The organism is Variovorax sp. YR752, assembly GCF_943372545.1.
On record NZ_CALRZC010000061.1, the window covers coordinates 1 to 14,610 of the forward strand.

General features: G+C 69.2%; 17 protein-coding genes. 8 read left to right on the top strand and 9 right to left on the bottom strand.

All coding sequences use genetic code 11. The features are described from left to right. The first annotated feature begins 367 nt into the window (after positions 1-367). From AAG801_RS16205 to AAG801_RS16235, 7 genes are all read left to right on the top strand, one after another. Positions 368-1,510 carry a branched-chain amino acid ABC transporter substrate-binding protein gene (locus AAG801_RS16205; RefSeq protein WP_101490757.1) on the top strand — a complete coding sequence of 381 codons (1,143 nt, stop codon included), beginning with the start codon at positions 368-370 and terminating at the stop codon, positions 1,508-1,510. 11 nt (positions 1,511-1,521) lie between these two features. Beyond that, positions 1,522-2,457, top strand: a complete 936-nt coding sequence (locus AAG801_RS16210) for a 4-hydroxyproline epimerase (RefSeq protein WP_341889294.1) — start codon at positions 1,522-1,524, stop codon at positions 2,455-2,457. Positions 2,458-2,468: 11 nt separating this feature from the next. Beyond that, a complete protein-coding gene (locus AAG801_RS16215; RefSeq protein WP_341889295.1) occupies positions 2,469-3,572 on the top strand; it encodes an FAD-dependent oxidoreductase in 1,104 nt (367 codons plus the stop codon). Further along, entirely contained in the window at positions 3,569-3,817 is a 249-nt protein-coding gene (locus AAG801_RS16220; RefSeq protein WP_341889296.1) for a (2Fe-2S)-binding protein, read from the top strand. Before AAG801_RS16215 ends, AAG801_RS16220 begins: the two co-directional genes overlap by 4 nt. Continuing rightward, on the top strand, positions 3,814-5,088 hold the full coding sequence (locus AAG801_RS16225) for an FAD/NAD(P)-binding oxidoreductase (RefSeq protein WP_341889297.1): 1,275 nt from the start codon (positions 3,814-3,816) through the stop codon (positions 5,086-5,088). Before AAG801_RS16220 ends, AAG801_RS16225 begins: the two co-directional genes overlap by 4 nt. 44 nt (positions 5,089-5,132) lie before the next feature. Beyond that, positions 5,133-5,801 carry a GntR family transcriptional regulator gene (locus tag AAG801_RS16230; protein ID WP_099797307.1) on the top strand — a complete coding sequence of 223 codons (669 nt, stop codon included), beginning with the start codon at positions 5,133-5,135 and terminating at the stop codon, positions 5,799-5,801. A 79-nt stretch (positions 5,802-5,880) separates the two neighbouring features. Next, positions 5,881-6,807 (top strand): fatty acid desaturase family protein, encoded by a 927-nt coding sequence (locus AAG801_RS16235; RefSeq protein ID WP_341889298.1) that lies wholly within the window; start codon positions 5,881-5,883, stop codon positions 6,805-6,807. Between the two features lie 4 nt (positions 6,808-6,811). On the opposite strand, the gene AAG801_RS16240 is transcribed toward AAG801_RS16235, so the two are convergent. Beyond that, the gene (locus tag AAG801_RS16240; RefSeq protein WP_341889299.1) at positions 6,812-7,702 is read right to left on the bottom strand and encodes an EamA family transporter; all 891 of its coding nucleotides are present in this window, start codon (positions 7,700-7,702) and stop codon (positions 6,812-6,814) included. Between the two features lie 89 nt (positions 7,703-7,791). Between AAG801_RS16240 and AAG801_RS16245 the strand changes: the two genes are divergently transcribed. Further along, positions 7,792-8,679: a LysR family transcriptional regulator gene (locus tag AAG801_RS16245; RefSeq protein ID WP_341889300.1), complete on the top strand. Its 888-nt coding sequence runs from the start codon at positions 7,792-7,794 to the stop codon at positions 8,677-8,679. Here the strand turns inward: AAG801_RS16245 and AAG801_RS16250 are convergent. The 8 genes from AAG801_RS16250 to AAG801_RS16285 all read right to left on the bottom strand — a co-directional run bounded on the left by AAG801_RS16250 (position 8,616) and on the right by AAG801_RS16285 (position 14,577). Next, entirely contained in the window at positions 8,616-9,830 is a 1,215-nt protein-coding gene (locus AAG801_RS16250; RefSeq protein WP_341889301.1) for an acyltransferase family protein, read from the bottom strand. The two genes, AAG801_RS16245 and AAG801_RS16250, sit on opposite strands and share 64 nt — an antisense overlap. Before the next feature lie 34 nt (positions 9,831-9,864). Beyond that, a complete protein-coding gene (locus AAG801_RS16255) occupies positions 9,865-10,887 on the bottom strand; it encodes a MerR family transcriptional regulator (protein ID WP_341889302.1) in 1,023 nt (340 codons plus the stop codon). A gap of 18 nt (positions 10,888-10,905) precedes the next feature. After that, complete coding sequence (locus tag AAG801_RS16260; RefSeq protein ID WP_101490767.1) at positions 10,906-11,226, bottom strand: hypothetical protein; 321 nt, start codon at positions 11,224-11,226, stop codon at positions 10,906-10,908. A gap of 88 nt (positions 11,227-11,314) precedes the next feature. After that, a complete protein-coding gene (locus AAG801_RS16265) occupies positions 11,315-11,485 on the bottom strand; it encodes a hypothetical protein (protein WP_175543319.1) in 171 nt (56 codons plus the stop codon). A 96-nt stretch (positions 11,486-11,581) separates the two neighbouring features. Beyond that, the gene (dbpA, locus tag AAG801_RS16270) at positions 11,582-13,024 is read right to left on the bottom strand and encodes an ATP-dependent RNA helicase DbpA (RefSeq protein ID WP_341889303.1); all 1,443 of its coding nucleotides are present in this window, start codon (positions 13,022-13,024) and stop codon (positions 11,582-11,584) included. A 121-nt stretch (positions 13,025-13,145) separates the two neighbouring features. Continuing rightward, complete coding sequence (infA, locus tag AAG801_RS16275) at positions 13,146-13,409, bottom strand: translation initiation factor IF-1 (RefSeq protein WP_056575080.1); 264 nt, start codon at positions 13,407-13,409, stop codon at positions 13,146-13,148. Between the two features lie 58 nt (positions 13,410-13,467). Further along, complete coding sequence (locus AAG801_RS16280; RefSeq protein WP_341889323.1) at positions 13,468-13,725, bottom strand: hypothetical protein; 258 nt, start codon at positions 13,723-13,725, stop codon at positions 13,468-13,470. A 378-nt stretch (positions 13,726-14,103) separates the two neighbouring features. Then, positions 14,104-14,577, bottom strand: coding sequence for an Lrp/AsnC family transcriptional regulator (locus tag AAG801_RS16285; RefSeq protein ID WP_341889304.1), 474 nt, complete (start codon positions 14,575-14,577; stop codon positions 14,104-14,106). Between the last annotated feature and the right edge of the window lie 33 nt (positions 14,578-14,610).

A 14,610-nucleotide genomic window follows, 5' to 3' on the forward strand; every position in this document is an offset into this window, starting at 1 on the left:
TCATCGTGGTGGCCTGCATGCACAAGCTGCTGGCCATCGCCTACGGTGTTCTGAGGTCCCGAAAACCCTTTGATGCGAACTACCTCAAGGCAACCAGCCCTTGACGAGCACAACGGTGTCTTGATTTCGCTGCGGGAAGCACCCAGTGCCCCGGGCACGCCGGGCGCTGTCGTTGTGTTCCCCGTCGGCGGGATCGCCGCCCTGAGCGGCCCGTTTGTTCACAGATATCACAGAAGCCCGCAGCCTGAAAGAGCGCTTGCCCCACAGATATCTACAAGATATGTGCTTAATATATTTAAACTGCGACAGGTACCCGATGTAGTTGGCCCCTGTCGCTTTTCCATTGTTCTTAACCCTAGGACGAAGCATGAAGTCACAAGCAGGCATGGTTTCCTCACTCAGTCTCGCGGGCCTTGTTGCCCTGGCCGTGGCAAGCCCCGCGCACGCGCAGGAGCAGGTGGTCAAGATCGGCCACAGCGGTCCGCTGTCGGGTCCCAACGCCTTCGCGGGCAAGGACAATGAAAACGGCATCCGCCTGGCCATCGAGGAGCTCAACGCGAAGAAGCTCAGCGTCGGCGGCAAGACGCTGAAGTTCGAGCTGATCTCCGAAGACGACCAGTGCGACGCCAAGACCGGCGTGAGCGTGGCGCAGAAGTTCGTCGACGACGGCGTCAAGTTCGTCATGGGCCCGTACTGCTCGGGCGTGGCCATTCCGGCCTCGCGCATCTACAGCGACGGCGGCACGCTGGTGTCCACCGTGGGCACCAACCCGAAGGTCACGCAGGGCGGCTACAAGAACCTGTACCGCATCATCGCGAGCGACAACCAGATCGGCGGCGCCATGGCCGTGTACGCGGCCAAGGAACTGAAGGTGAAGAAGGTCGGCGTGATCGACGACCGCACGGCCTTCGGCCAGGGCCTCGCCGAAGAGTTCACCAAGGAGGCCAAGAAGCAGGGCCTGACGATCGTGGGCCAGGAGTTCACCACCGACAAAGCCGTCGATTTCACCGCCATCCTGACCAACATGAAGGGCAAGGCGCCCGAGGCGATCTTCTTCGGCGGCTACGCGCCGCAGGCCGCGCCCATGGCGCGCCAGATGAAGCAGCTGGCCGTGCCCGGCAAGCTGCTGGGCGGCGACACCGTGTGCAGCCCGGCCACCGGCAAGATCGGCGGCGACGCGGTGAACGACCTGGTGTTCTGCGCGCAGGGCGGCTCCATGCTCGAGAAGGCGCAGAGCGGCCCGGCGTTCAAGGAGAAGTTCAAGAAGCGCTTCAACATCGATCCCGATGCGTACGCCGCCTCGTACTACGACCAGGTGCTGTTCATCGGCGAGTCGATGAAGAAGGCCAACACCATCGACCCCGACAAGGTCGGCGCCGAGCTCTACAAGACCACCTACAAGGGCGTGGCCGCCACCTACGCGTACGACGACAAGGGCAACATGAAGCAGGCGCCCATCACCGTCTTCACGTTCAAGAACGCGGCCCCCGTGCCGATTGCCAGCTACTGAGCCCCACACGCATGCAACGCATCCAGGTCATCGATTCGCACACGGGCGGCGAGCCCACGCGCCTTGTGATCGGCGGCTTCCCCGATCTGGGGAAAGGCTCCATGGCCGAGCGCCGCACGCTGCTGGCCGATCAGCACGACAAGTGGCGCGCGGCCGCCGTGCTCGAACCGCGCGGCAGCGACGTCGTGGTCGGCGCGCTGCTGTGCGAGCCGGTGTCGCCCGATGCGGCGGCGGGCGTGGTCTTCTTCAACAACGCCGGCTATCTCGGCATGTGCGGCCACGGCACCATCGGGCTGATTGCGAGCCTGGCGCACATGGGGCGCATCGGCGTGGGCGAGCACCGCATCGAGACGCCTGTCGGCACGGTGACGACCACGCTGCATGAAGACGGCTCGGTGAGTGTGCGCAACGTGCCCGCGTACCGGCACCTGCACCAGGTGGCGGTCGACCTGCCCGGCCACGGCTCCGTGCGCGGCGACGTGGCGTGGGGCGGCAACTGGTTCTTCCTCGTGAGCGAACATGGCCAGCGCGTGGCGAGCGACAACCTCGCGGCGCTCACCGACTACACGGCCGCCTTGCGCAAGGCACTGGCGGCGCAGGGCATCACGGGCGCGAACGGCGCGGAGATCGACCACATCGAACTCTTTGCTGACGACGATGCCGGCGCCGACAGCCGCAACTTCGTGCTGTGCCCCGGCAACGCCTACGACCGCTCGCCCTGCGGCACCGGCACCAGCGCCAAGATCGCCTGCCTCGCGGCCGACGGCAAGCTCGCGCCCGGCGCGGTGTGGACGCAGGCCAGCGTGATCGGCAGCGTCTTCGAGGCGAGCTACGCGATGGACGGCGAGCAGGTCATTCCCACGCTGCGCGGCCGCGCGCACATCAGCGCCGAGGCCACGCTGCTCATCGAAGACGAAGACCCCTTCGGCTGGGGCATCCGGCTCTGACACCGGCGCGCATGGACGCGGACGTCATCGTCATCGGCGCCGGCATCGTCGGCGCGGCGTGTGCCCATGCGCTGGCGCAGGCCGGGCGCCGCGTGTGCGTGCTCGATGCGCGCTTGGGCGGTGCCACCGGCGCGGGCATGGGCCACCTCGTAGTGATGGACGACAACGCGGCCGAGCTCGAACTCAGCCGCCATTCGGTTGCGCAATGGCGCGCCCTCGCGCCGCGCCTGGGCACCGACTGCGCCTACAGCCCCTGCGGCACGCTCTGGATCGCGGCGAACGACGAAGAAATGGCCGAGGCCGAACGCAAGCAGCAGCGGCTGGGCGCGCTCCGCATCGAGAGCCGGCTGCTGACTGCAGCCGAACTCGCGCGCGCCGAGCCCGCTCTGCGCGCCGGCCTGTCGGGCGCGCTCGAAGTGCCGGGTGACGGCATCCTCTATGCGCCGAACGCGGCGCGCTGGCTGCTCGCGCAGCATGCGGCATTGGTGCAGGTCGAACACGCGAAGGTCGAGGCCATCGAAGACGACGGCACGCTGCGCCTGGCCGACGGCAGCCGCCGCCGCGCACCGCAGGTCGTGCTCGCCAACGGCATCGAGGCGACGACGCTGTGCCCCGAATTGCCCATTCGCCCGAAGAAGGGTCACCTGCTCATCACCGACCGCTACCCGGGCACGGTGCACCACCAACTCGTCGAGCTCGGCTACGTGACCAGTGCGCACCACAGCGACGGCGACTCGGTCGCCTTCAATGTGCAGCCGCGGCCCACGGGGCAGCTGCTGGTGGGCTCGTCGCGCCAGTTCGACACGACCGACCTGGCCGTCGAGGCGCCGATGCTCGCGCGCATGCTGCAGCGCACGCTCGACTACCTGCCGGGGCTCGCCGACCTGAACGCCGTGCGTGCGTGGACCGGCCTGCGCGCCGCCTCGCCCGACGGCCTGCCGCTGCTGGGCAAGCACCCGTGGCGCGAGAAGCTCTGGCTCGCCGTCGGCCACGAAGGGCTGGGCGTGACCACGGCGCCGGGCAGCGCGCATGTGCTCGCGGCGCTGATGACCGGCGCGGCGCCCGATTTCGACGCCGCGCCGTATGCGCCGCGCGGCTTGCGAGAGGTGGCATGAGCGATCAGACGCAACTGCACATCGATGGCCAGCTGGTGCGCGTGAAAGCGGGCAGCTCGGTCGCCGCCGCCTTGCGCATCGCGGGCGACATGGGCGCGGCGCGCACCTCGGTCACGGGCCAGCCGCGTGCGCCGTTCTGCGGCATGGGCGTGTGCCAGGAATGCCGCGTGCAGATCGACGGGCGCCGACGCCTCGCGTGCCAGACCGTGTGCGCCGAGGGCATGCGCGTGGAGACGACGGCATGAGCGGCGTCACGCTTGAAACCTGCGATGTGCTGGTCATCGGCGCGGGCCCTGCGGGCATGGCTGCGGCCGTGGCGGCGGCACCCAGCGGCGCGTCGATCGTGGTGATCGACGACAACCCCGCGCCCGGCGGACAGATCTGGCGCGACGGCCCCGGCGCGTCGCTGCCGCCGGCGGCGCGCCAGTGGCGCGAGGCGCTCGCACGCCACGCGAACATCCGCGTGCGCAGCGGCACGCGCGTCGTCGCTGCGCCAGCGCCCCACGAATTGCTGCTCGAAGGCGCCGAGGGCGCGACGCGCATGCGATGGAAAAAACTCATCCTGTGCACCGGTGCGCGCGAACTGCTGCTGCCCTTCCCCGGCTGGACATTGCCCGGCGTGACGGGCGCGGGCGGCCTGCAGGCGCTGATCAAGGCGGGCTTGCCGGTCGAGGGCGAACGCATCGTGATTGCGGGCAGCGGGCCCTTGCTGCTGGCCGCCGCGGCCACCGCCAAAGCCGCCGGCGCGCAGGTGCTGCGCATCGCCGAGCAGGCGTCGTTCGCTTCGGTCGCGGCCTTCGGTGCCAGCCTCGTGCGCTGGCCCGGCAAGGCCGTGCAGGCCCTCACGCTGGCCGATGCGCGCTACCGCACCGCGTCGCGTGTGCTCTCGGCGCAGGGCACGACGCAGGTCGAATCGGTGCGGCTGCGCCAAGGTGATCGCGAGGTCGAGATGGCCTGCGACCGCATCGCCTGCGGCTTCGGGCTCACGCCCAACACGCAACTGGGCCAGCTGCTCGGCTGCGCACTCGCGGGGCAAGCCATCACAGTCGATGCGCTGCAGGCCACGAGCATCGCGGGCATCTACGCGGCCGGCGAATGCACCGGCTTCGGCGGCAGCGAGCGCGCGCTGGTGCAGGGCACCATCGCCGGCCACGCCGCCGTCGGCGAGACCGCCAAGGCCCGCACCCACGACCGCGAACGCGCGCGCTGGAATGCCTTCGCGGCCCAGCTGCACCGCCGCTTCACGCTGGCCGACGACCTGAAAGCCCTGCCCCGCCCCGACACGCTTGTGTGCCGCTGCGAGGACGTGCCCTTTGCCGCGCTCTCGGCCTGCACCGGCTGGACCGATGCCAAGCTGCACCGCCGCTGCGGCATGGGCGCCTGCCAGGGGCGCGTCTGCGGCGACGCGGCGCAGTTCCTGTTCGGCTGGACGCCGCCCGCGCCGCGCCCGCCGCTGGTGCCGGTCCGCATCGAGACACTGGCCGGGCTCGCAGCGCCCGGCGACGCCCGACAATGACGGCCCCGCATCTGTACACGCACGAGCACACCCACATCCCCACCATGGCCGCCCCGAAGACCGCTCCCCGACCCCCGCCCAAGCGCCGCGCGGCCGACCTGGCCTACGACGCCATCGAGGCGCTGCTGTCCACCATGCAGCTGGAGCCCGGCAGCCAGATCGTCGAGGCCGAGCTGGCCGAGCGCACGGGCCTGGGCCGCACGCCGGTGCGCGAGGCGCTGATGCGCATGGTGTCGATCGGCCTCATCGTGCAGCAGCCGCGCCGCGGCCTGCTGGTGTCGACCATCGACCTGGCCGACCACCTCGACGTGATCCAGACCCGGCGCGTGCTCGAGCAACTGATTGCGGCCTGCGCCGCGCGCCGCGCCACCGCACCGCAGCGCCAGGCCATCGTGCGCTGCGCCGAGGCCATGGTCGAAGCCGCGGGCCGCGGCGACCTGACCGACTACATGCACGCCGACCGCGCGCTCGACCTCGTCACGCACCACGCGAGCCACAACGACTCGGCGGTGAAGGCGGTGGTGCCGCTCATCGTGCAGTGCCGGCGCTTCTGGTACGCCTACCAGCACGAGGGCGAGATCGTCGAAGGCGCCAACGCGCACCTCGAACTGGCGCAGGGCATCGCCACCGGCGACGAGGCCGCAGCCATCGCGGGCGCCGAGCGGCTCATGGACTACCTCGAAGTCTTCGCCCGAAAAATCATCGACAAGTAGGCCGAAGGGCCTCGCTCCCGGGCGTTCCCATCGGGGAACTACGCGTGATCTGCCCGCGCCTTCGCCGCATACTGGCCCGATGGCCGCTGCACCCCGCGCTCAACCCGACGATTTCTTCACCCCCGACGAGTGGCAATCGCTCACCACGCGTTCGTCGTGGCGGGGCTTGTGGCTGGTGGCGCACTGCTGGGGCGTGATCGGCACCGCGATGGCGGTGGGCATCGTGTGGCCGTGGACGATTCCGCTCATGGTGCCGATCGTCGGCACGCGCCAGCTGGGCCTGTTCATCCTCATGCACGACGCTGCGCACGCGGGGCTGCACCGCAACCGCAAGGTCAACGACTGGGTGGGCTACTGGCTGTGCTCGCCCACGCTGCGCGACTACCGGCCGTATCACCTGCAGCACCACCGCTTCGTGCAGCAGACCGAAGACCCGGACCTGGTGCTGTCGGCGCCCTTTCCGATCTCGCGCGACTCGATGTGGCGCAAGGTCGTGCGCGACCTGAGCGGGCAGACCTTCTACAAGCAGCGCTTCGGCCACATCGCCGACGCCCTGCGCCAGCGTGCGCCGGGCGAATCGGCGCTGCGCGTGTTCGGGCGCGCGCTGGCGAAGGACAAGCGCTTTCTCATCGGCAACGGCCTGGGCCTGCTGGCCTTCACGCTGGCCGGGGTCTGGTGGGCCTGGGTGTTGATGTGGTTGCTGCCGATGGCGACCTGGCTGCCGCTCGTGAGCCGCGTGCGCAACATCGCCGAGCATGCGCTGGTGGCGCAGAACGAGGCCGATCCGCTGCGCCAGGCGCGCACCACGCACGCCGGCTGGCTCGAACGCATCTTCGTGGCGCCCTACTGGGTCAACTACCACTGCGAGCACCACATGTTCACCAACCTGCCCTGCTGGGCGCTGCCGAAGGCGCACCGCCTGCTGCAGCGCCAGGGCGCGACCGTGCGCATGGAAGTGCAGCCCGGCTATCTGCAGCTGCTGCGGCGCGCTGCGCCGGTGGGCTGAAACCTCAACGACTCGGTGCGGGCTGCACCGCCGGCACCGGCTGCGCACCGCGCTGCGCCTGCTGGCTCAGCCAGATGCTCGCGATCACGATGCCGATGCCCGCCATCTGCCAGCCCGACAGGCTCTGGCCCAGCAAGGCCCAACCCAGGATCACCGCGGTCACCGGGCTCAGGAAGGCCAGCGGCGCGATCGCCGAGGGCTCCAGCCGGGCCACGCCGCGGAACCACACGATGTAGGTGAGCGCGGCGCCGATCAGGCCGAGCCAGGCGAAGCCGACCCAGTTCATCGCCGTGAGCGCGGGCAGCGGCGGTTCCAGCCACAGCGCCACCGGCAGCAGCAGCAGGCCGCCCGCCGTCAGCTGCCAGGCCGTGAAGGTCAGCGCCGACACCGGCGGCTGCCAGCGCCGGCTCAGCACGGTGCCGAAGGCCATCGACACGGCGGCCGTGAGCGCTGCGGCAATGCCCAGCGCGTCGAGCGTGGCGTTCGGCGTGAGCACCAGCAGCGCCACCCCGCCCATGCCGATGACGGCCGCCGCCACCGACAGCGTGCGCACCGGCGCGCCCAGCAGCAGGCCGGCGAGGAACACCACGAACAGCGGCTGCACCGAGGTGATGGTGGCCGCCACGCCGCCCGGCAGCCGGTAGGCCGCGAGGAACAGCATCGCCCACAGCACCGAGAAGTTCAGCGCGCCGAGCAGGAAGATGCGCCCCCACCACGCCCGGGGCGGCAGCTGGCGCACGATGAGCATCAGCAGCAGGCCCGCCGGCAGCGCGCGCAGCAGCGCCACCGTCAGCGGGTAGTTCGCCGGCAGCAGCTCGGTGGTCACGATGTAGGTGCTGCCCCAGATCGCGGGCGCAATGGCGGTGAGCAGGACGTCGGTGGTGCGGGAAGTCATGGCCTGAATCTATTCAATTGACCCACGGTTGTGAATGTCCGAATAATGAATTGATTCTTTACCGCCAGTCGTCAATTACACGCCTGCCCATGGACCATCTCACCGCCCTCAAGGTCTTTCGCACCACCGCCGCCGCGGGCAGCTTTGCCGGCGCCGCGCGGCAGCTGGGGCTGTCGGCCGCGGCCGTCAGCAAGAACATCGCCGAGCTGGAGGCGCATCTGAAGGTGCGGCTCATCAACCGCACCACGCGCAGCATGAGCCTCACCGAGGCCGGCGCGGCCTACGTGGAGCGGCTCGCGCGCATCCTCGACGACCTGGACGAGGCCGACGCCGCGCTGGCACCCGTGGGCGCGAGCCCGGGCGGCGTGCTGCGCGTGAGCGCGCCGCTGACCTTTGCGCTGACCTGCATCTCGCCGCACATCCCCGCCTTCATGGACCGCCACCCGAACCTGCGGCTCGAGCTGAACCTGCAGGACACGCGCACCGACCTCATCGGCGAGGGCTACGACCTCGCGATCCGCGGCAGCGACCGGCTGGAAGATTCGAGCCTCGTCGCGCGCGAGCTCATGACCATGACGCACGTGCTGTGCGGCGCGCCGAGCTACTTCGCCACCGCCGGCCGGCCCACTGCGCCCGAAGACCTGAAGGCCCACAACTGCGTGCAGTTCACCCTGTCGGGCCACGCGAACAAATGGACCTTCAGCCGCGCCGGGCGCAGCGTGGCGGTGCCGATCGACGGGCGCTACAAGGTCAGTTCCAGCATCGCCGTGCGCGACGCGGTGCTCGCGGGCTTCGGCCTGAGCCTGATCCCGCGCATCTATGTCGAGCACGAGCTGGCGGCGGGCCGGCTCGAAGCCGTGCTCGACGACTGGGAGGCCGACCGCACGCCGGTGTACGCCGTGTACCCGTCGCGTCACCTGGCGGCGAAGACGCGCGCCTTTGTCGACTTCTTGCTGGAACGGTTTGCGGCGCGCTGACCGTTCAGCAGCCGGCCGATGACGGTGTGGCGCACCAGCAGCTGGTAGCTCGCCAGCGCCACGAGCGACGTGGCCGCGATGTTGAGTCCCATCTTCGCGAGCGCGCCCAGCGGCGCGTGGAACAGCAGGATGCCGAAGCCGATGGTGCCGAGCATGTGCACCAGGTACACCCAGTACGAGCTGTGCGAGAGGTACGCCAGCACCGCGTTCTGGCGCGGCAGGTAGCGCAGGAAGCCCCCGATCAGCGCCAGGCTCCAGAGCCAGGAGGTCGCGTTGTAGGCGAAGGCGATCCAGAACTCGGGGTGCGGCAGGCGGTGCGCACCGGGCTCGCGCATGGCGCCCAGCAGCGCGAGTGTCACAACGAAGAAGGCCAATCCGGTGAACGCGAGGCCCTTGCAGCGCGCAGCGAAGCGCGCGAGCAGGCGCTCCTGGTCGCGGTGCACGTACCAGCCGAACACGAAGAACAGGCCGCTCTGCACCCACTCGGAGAACGGCGGCAGGAACGCGCCGCTCTCCATCACGAAGCCGGACGGATGGAAGGCGCCCGTCACCGCCAGCGGCAGTGCCAGCACCACGAAGCCCCAGCGGCGTTCCGCCAGCACTGCGAAGCCGCGGGCGACCGCATCGCGCAGACGAACCGGCACGAAGCGCTGCAGCCGCACGCCGGCCCAGGCCAGCACGCTGAGCCAGAACAGCTGGTACAGGAACCACAGGTGCATCGTGTTGAAAGGCGAACCGCCGGGCTGCCGCGCGGGCGTCAGCGCGGTGTCGATGCCCGGCACGCCGCGCACGGTCAGGTGGATGTAGACCATCGCCAGCACCGCGGTCCCCACGAAGAGCGGCGGCCAGAAGATCGCGAAGGGCAGCGCGAGCCGCAGGCTGCGGTTCTTCAGCATGCCGTGGGCCCCGCGCCGCTCGACCAGCAGTGCGACGAAGAAGCCCGCCAGCACGAAGAACACCGGCATGCGGAAGCTGTGGATGAAGAGCAGCAGCAGGTCGGCGACCGGCGAGGTCTTCGGGTCGCGCCAGGGCAGCGGCGAGGCGACCGTGAGGTGGTTGGTGGCCACGTGCAGCACGATGCCGAGCCACATCATCAGGGCGCGCAGGTTGTCGAGCGCGTGGAGCCGTGGGGGTGGGGTTGCGTGGTTCATGCGGCCCACTCTCGAGCCTCACGCAACGTCAGGGTCAAGGGGGTGTGGTGGCGTCGGGCCGGGCCAGGGCCATGGCGCGCAGCAGGTAGTCGCGCACGGCAGGCGTGGCGACCGCGCCGGCCTGCAGCACCGGCTCCGCGGCCATCGCCTGCATCAGCCGGGCCGCCAGGGCCGGGTCGTGGTCGGTGAAGGCCTCGAAGAGCTGCGCCCAGCTGCGCGCGATGGCCTGCACGGCGGCGTCGCCGGGCGCAACGCCGCGCGCCTGCAGGTCGGCGAGTTCGTGCGCCAGCTGGCGCCATTCGTCGTCGGGCGGCGGGCCGAGCCGCGCCAGGTCGTCGGTGCTCAGGTGGCGCAGCAGCGCGGCCATGCGCAGGCCGATGGCCTGTTCGATGTAGGCGATGAGTTCGGCCGACGGCCCGTTGTCGAGCCGCACCACCGGCTCGCGCCGGTACATCTCGCGCCAGCGCGTGACGCGGTCGAAGTTGCTGTCCATCCAGAGGCCGATCAGCGTCATCCAGCGGGCGGCCAGCGGCTGCAGCTGCGGCGCGTCGGCGGGCACGCCGCTGGCCATGCACGCCGTGACCTCGGCGATCAGCGGCGGCCACAGCGCGGCCACGGCCTTCCCGTTGGTCATCAGCGACTGCACTTCGGCCGGGCTGAAGTAACGCGCGTAGGTGCTCATCTGCTCCAGCGTGGCGAGCCAGTCCTTCATGTCGGGCTGGGCGCCTTCGGCGAGCTGCTGCTCGAGCAGGCCGAGCCGTTCGCGCAGCGCCGTGGCCTGGGCGATCTGCTCGTCGAGCGAGACGATCTGGCGCCGGAGAATGTCCGGCAGCGCCCCGCCCTGCGCCGCCAGCAGGCCGCCGATGTCGGCCAGCGGCAGGCCCAGCAGCCGCAGCGCCTGGATCGCGTGCAGGCGGCCGATGTCGGTGGCGTCGTAGAGCCGGTAGCCGGCCTCGGAACGCGCCGAGGGCACGAGCAGGCCGATGGCGTCGTAGTGGTGCAGCGTGCGCACCGTGAGGCCGGTGCGCCTGGCGAGTTCTCCGACCTTGAGCCGCACCGTGCGCCCCTGCTTTTCTTAATCGTCGGCTGCGACGGGCTCGGGGCCGGGCCAGCCCAGCAGCTCGGCCAGCCGCTGCACGATCCATTCGGCCTCGGCGGGCGCCACGCCGGATTCCGGCGTGGCGAGCCCCGCGTGGATGCGCCGCAGGATCTCGCTTTCGACCGGCACCTCGGTGTGGTGCTGGATCTGCGCGTGGCCTACAAGGTGGCCGGCGAGGTCTTCGCAGATCTCGTAGCGCGCGCGCACCACGTCGATCGGCTCGCGCAGGCGCTGGCGCGCGTCGCTGTAGACCGCGAAGAACGAGGGCGGGATGTAGATCTGGTTGTCGTCGGACATGGCGGCCTTGGTTTTGGCGGGCCCAATGACAAAACGCGCCCGGGGGCGCGTTCGTCGTGGCTCCGAAGAAAGAGCCGCGGGGGCTGGATCAGCCGCCCTTGGTGGGGCGCTTGCCCGGGTTCTTCTTGCTGCGCGTGGCGGTGCCGCGCTCGAGGCTGATCTTCTGGCCGCCACCGGTGCGAGGCGCGGTGTAGCCGGGCATGGGCGTCGGCTTCGGGCTGGCAAGACGGTCGGCTTCGGTACGGATTTTCTTGGGCATGGAAAGCTCGGATAAATAGGATGTTCGACCCCCGATTAGGCCACATCGGCAGATTTCATCTGCCAAGCGCCGAAACGAGGGGCCATGGGACGGATGTCAGGTCGACTGCGGTGTCAGCAGGCGCACCCTGACGCTCTTGCCTTTCACGCGGCCGTTGTCCAGCTTGCGTGCGGCTTCTTCGGCAATGCTGCGGTCCACCGCAACATAGGTCGAGTACTCGTTGACGTTGATCTTGCCGACCTGCTCCTTGGCATAGCCGCAGTCGCCCGTCAGTGCGCCCAGCACGTCGCCGGCGCGGATCTTTTCCTTGCGCCCGCCGACGATCTGCAGCGTGGCCATCGGCGGCGTGAGCGGCGCGCCCGGGGCGGGCGTGAGCTCGGCCAGGTTGTGCCATTCGGATTCGCGGCCCTGCAGCTGCTCGATCTTTCCGACGAAGCCCATCTCGTTCATGCTGGCCAGGTTGAGCGCCAGCCCTTCCGAGCCGCCCTGCTGGCCCACGCGGCCGGTGCGGCCCACGCGGTGGATGTGGATTTCGGAGTCGGGCGTCACGTCGACGTTGATCACGGCTTCGAGGTGCGAGATGTCCAGGCCGCGCGCCGCCACGTCGGTGGCCACGAGCACCGAGCAGCTGCGGTTGGCAAACTGCACCAGCACCTGGTCGCGCTCGCGCTGCTCCAGCTCGCCGAACAGCGCCATCGCGCTGAAGCCCTGCCCCTGCAGCACCTCGACGAGGTCGCGGCACTGCTGCTTGGTGTTGCAGAAGGCCAGCGTGCTCACGGGACGGAAATGGTCGAGCAGCAGGCTCACGGTGTGCAGCCGCTCGCTGTCTTTCACCTGGTACCAGCGTTGGCGGATCTTGCTGCCTTCATGCTGGGCCTGCACCGTGATCTGCTCGGGGTTCTTCATGAACTGCTGCGCGAGCTTGGCGATGCCTTCGGGATACGTGGCCGAGAACAGCAGCGTCTGGCGTTCCTTGGGGCACTGGCGCGCCACCGTCACGATGTCGTCGAAGAAGCCCATGTCGAGCATGCGGTCGGCCTCGTCGAGCACCAGCGTGTTCATCGCCGAGAGGTCGAGGTTGCCGCGTTCCAGGTGGTCCATGATGCGGCCCGGCGTGCCCACGACGATGTGCGCGCCGTGCTCCAGGCTGGCAATCTGCCCGCGCAGGGCGACGCCGCCGCAGAGCGTGACCACCTTGATGTTTTCTTCGGCGCGCGCCAGGCGGCGGATTTCGGTCGTGACCTGGTCGGCCAGCTCGCGCGTGGGGCACAGCACCATCGCCTGGATGGCGAAGCGGCGCGGGTTCAGATTGGACAGCAGCGCCAGCGCGAAGGCGGCGGTCTTGCCGCTGCCGGTCTTGGCCTGCGCGATCAGGTCCTTGCCGAGCAAGGCCAGCGGCAGTGCGGCGGCCTGGATGGCCGTCATCTGCGTGTAGCCGAGCTGGGTGAGGTTGGCCAGCATCTGGGGCGAAAGCGCCAGCGTGGCAAAGCCGTGGGGTTCGGCCTGGAGGCCGCCGGCTGGGGAGGTGGTGGAGTTCATCGTTCGGCAGCCGGAGACATACAGACAGGAAGACGCAAAAGGAAAAGTGACGCCCGGAAAAGACAAAGGCCTTGCAGGGCCCCCTCCGGGAGGGCGCTCTGCAAGGCCGGCCGGGCGTCGCTCAGCGACGGGGCGAGTTGTTGTTGGTTGGCGGGGGACCGCGGCGTTCCAGGTGACGGAACGTGATGCGGCCCTTCGTCAGGTCGTAGGGCGAGAGCTCGAGCGACACCTTGTCGCCGGCCAGGATGCGGATGTGGTGCTTGCGCATCTTGCCGCCGCTGTAGGCGATCAGCTGGTGACCGTTGTCGAGCGTGACGCGGTAGCGCGAGTCGGGCAGGACTTCGGTCACTGCGCCGTTCATTTCGATCAGTTCTTCCTTGGGCATAAGTGATTACCTCTGAATCGTTCGATGTGTGTTGGAGATGGAATTGGGCGTAATTGTTTCAGGCCGCGCACGGAAGTGCGAGAGGGGCCACCGGCGCGCGTTCGCGCACCCAGCCCATTCCCTGTTCGATGGCGTAGCCGAGCGCCGCGGCGTGGCTGGCAAAGCGCGGCGTGAAACGCATCACGCGGTCGTGCATGCCGCTGCCGTGACCGGAGCGGATCGAGACGGAGGCGGCAAAGCCGCCGTCGTCCTGGTGTCGAATGAGCGGGGAAACAAGGTACTTGCCCACCGCGATACTGTGTTGAATGATGTCCATGAAGCCTTGGCACCACGCGCAGAGACAACGCGCGAAGAGCCTGAAAAATAATTGAAAACGGACGCGGACCGGCCGCAACGGCGCGGGGGATGCGCAATTCGCTTCAACAGGAACGAAGGCAGTGGTGGCAATCATGGGCGCCCGGTCTGGCGCTCCAACACACTGTGAAGCCGGCTTGAAAATGAGAGGCCTGAAGAATCCAAGGACAGTGCAGGTCAGCCGGCGGGAGTGACGAAATTCTTCGTCGTGGTATCGAAACGAACCCGACATTATAGCTTGCAGGGCATGACAGTTGTTTGTCTTAAAAACAACGTCTGCATGAAAAAGGCGTCGAAGTGGCGCCTGTCGTGCGTCATCAGCTATTAAAAATATAGCAACTCAGCTGTCCAGCGGCAGCCGCGTCGTGAACTTGGTGGTCGACAGCACGATGTCGCTCGAATAGTTCTCCAGTTCCAGCGCATCGCCGAGCTGCTCCTGCGCGAAGGCCTGGTAGGCGGGCAGCGAGCGCGCGCAGATCACGAGCACGAAGTCGGTCTCGCCGGCCACGCAGTGGCACTGCAGCACCTGCGGCAGCGCATGCACCTTGCGCTCGAAGGCCTGGATCGCCTCGCGCGTGGTGCTGCGCAGCGACACGCGCGAGATCACCAGCACCGGAAAGCCCACGCGCGCGGCGTCGAGGATCGCCACCTCCTCGCGGATCACGCCCGCGCGCCGCAGCCGCTGCACGCGCTTCAGGCAGGCCGAGGGCGAGAGGTTCACGCGCTCGGCCAGCGTCTGGTTCTGCAGGCCCGCGTCGGCCTGCAGTTCGGCCAGGATGCGCTGGTCGATGCGATCGAGGGGGCCGGTTTTCATGGTGTCGCCAGTGTGGCGCAACGCGGTGGCAAT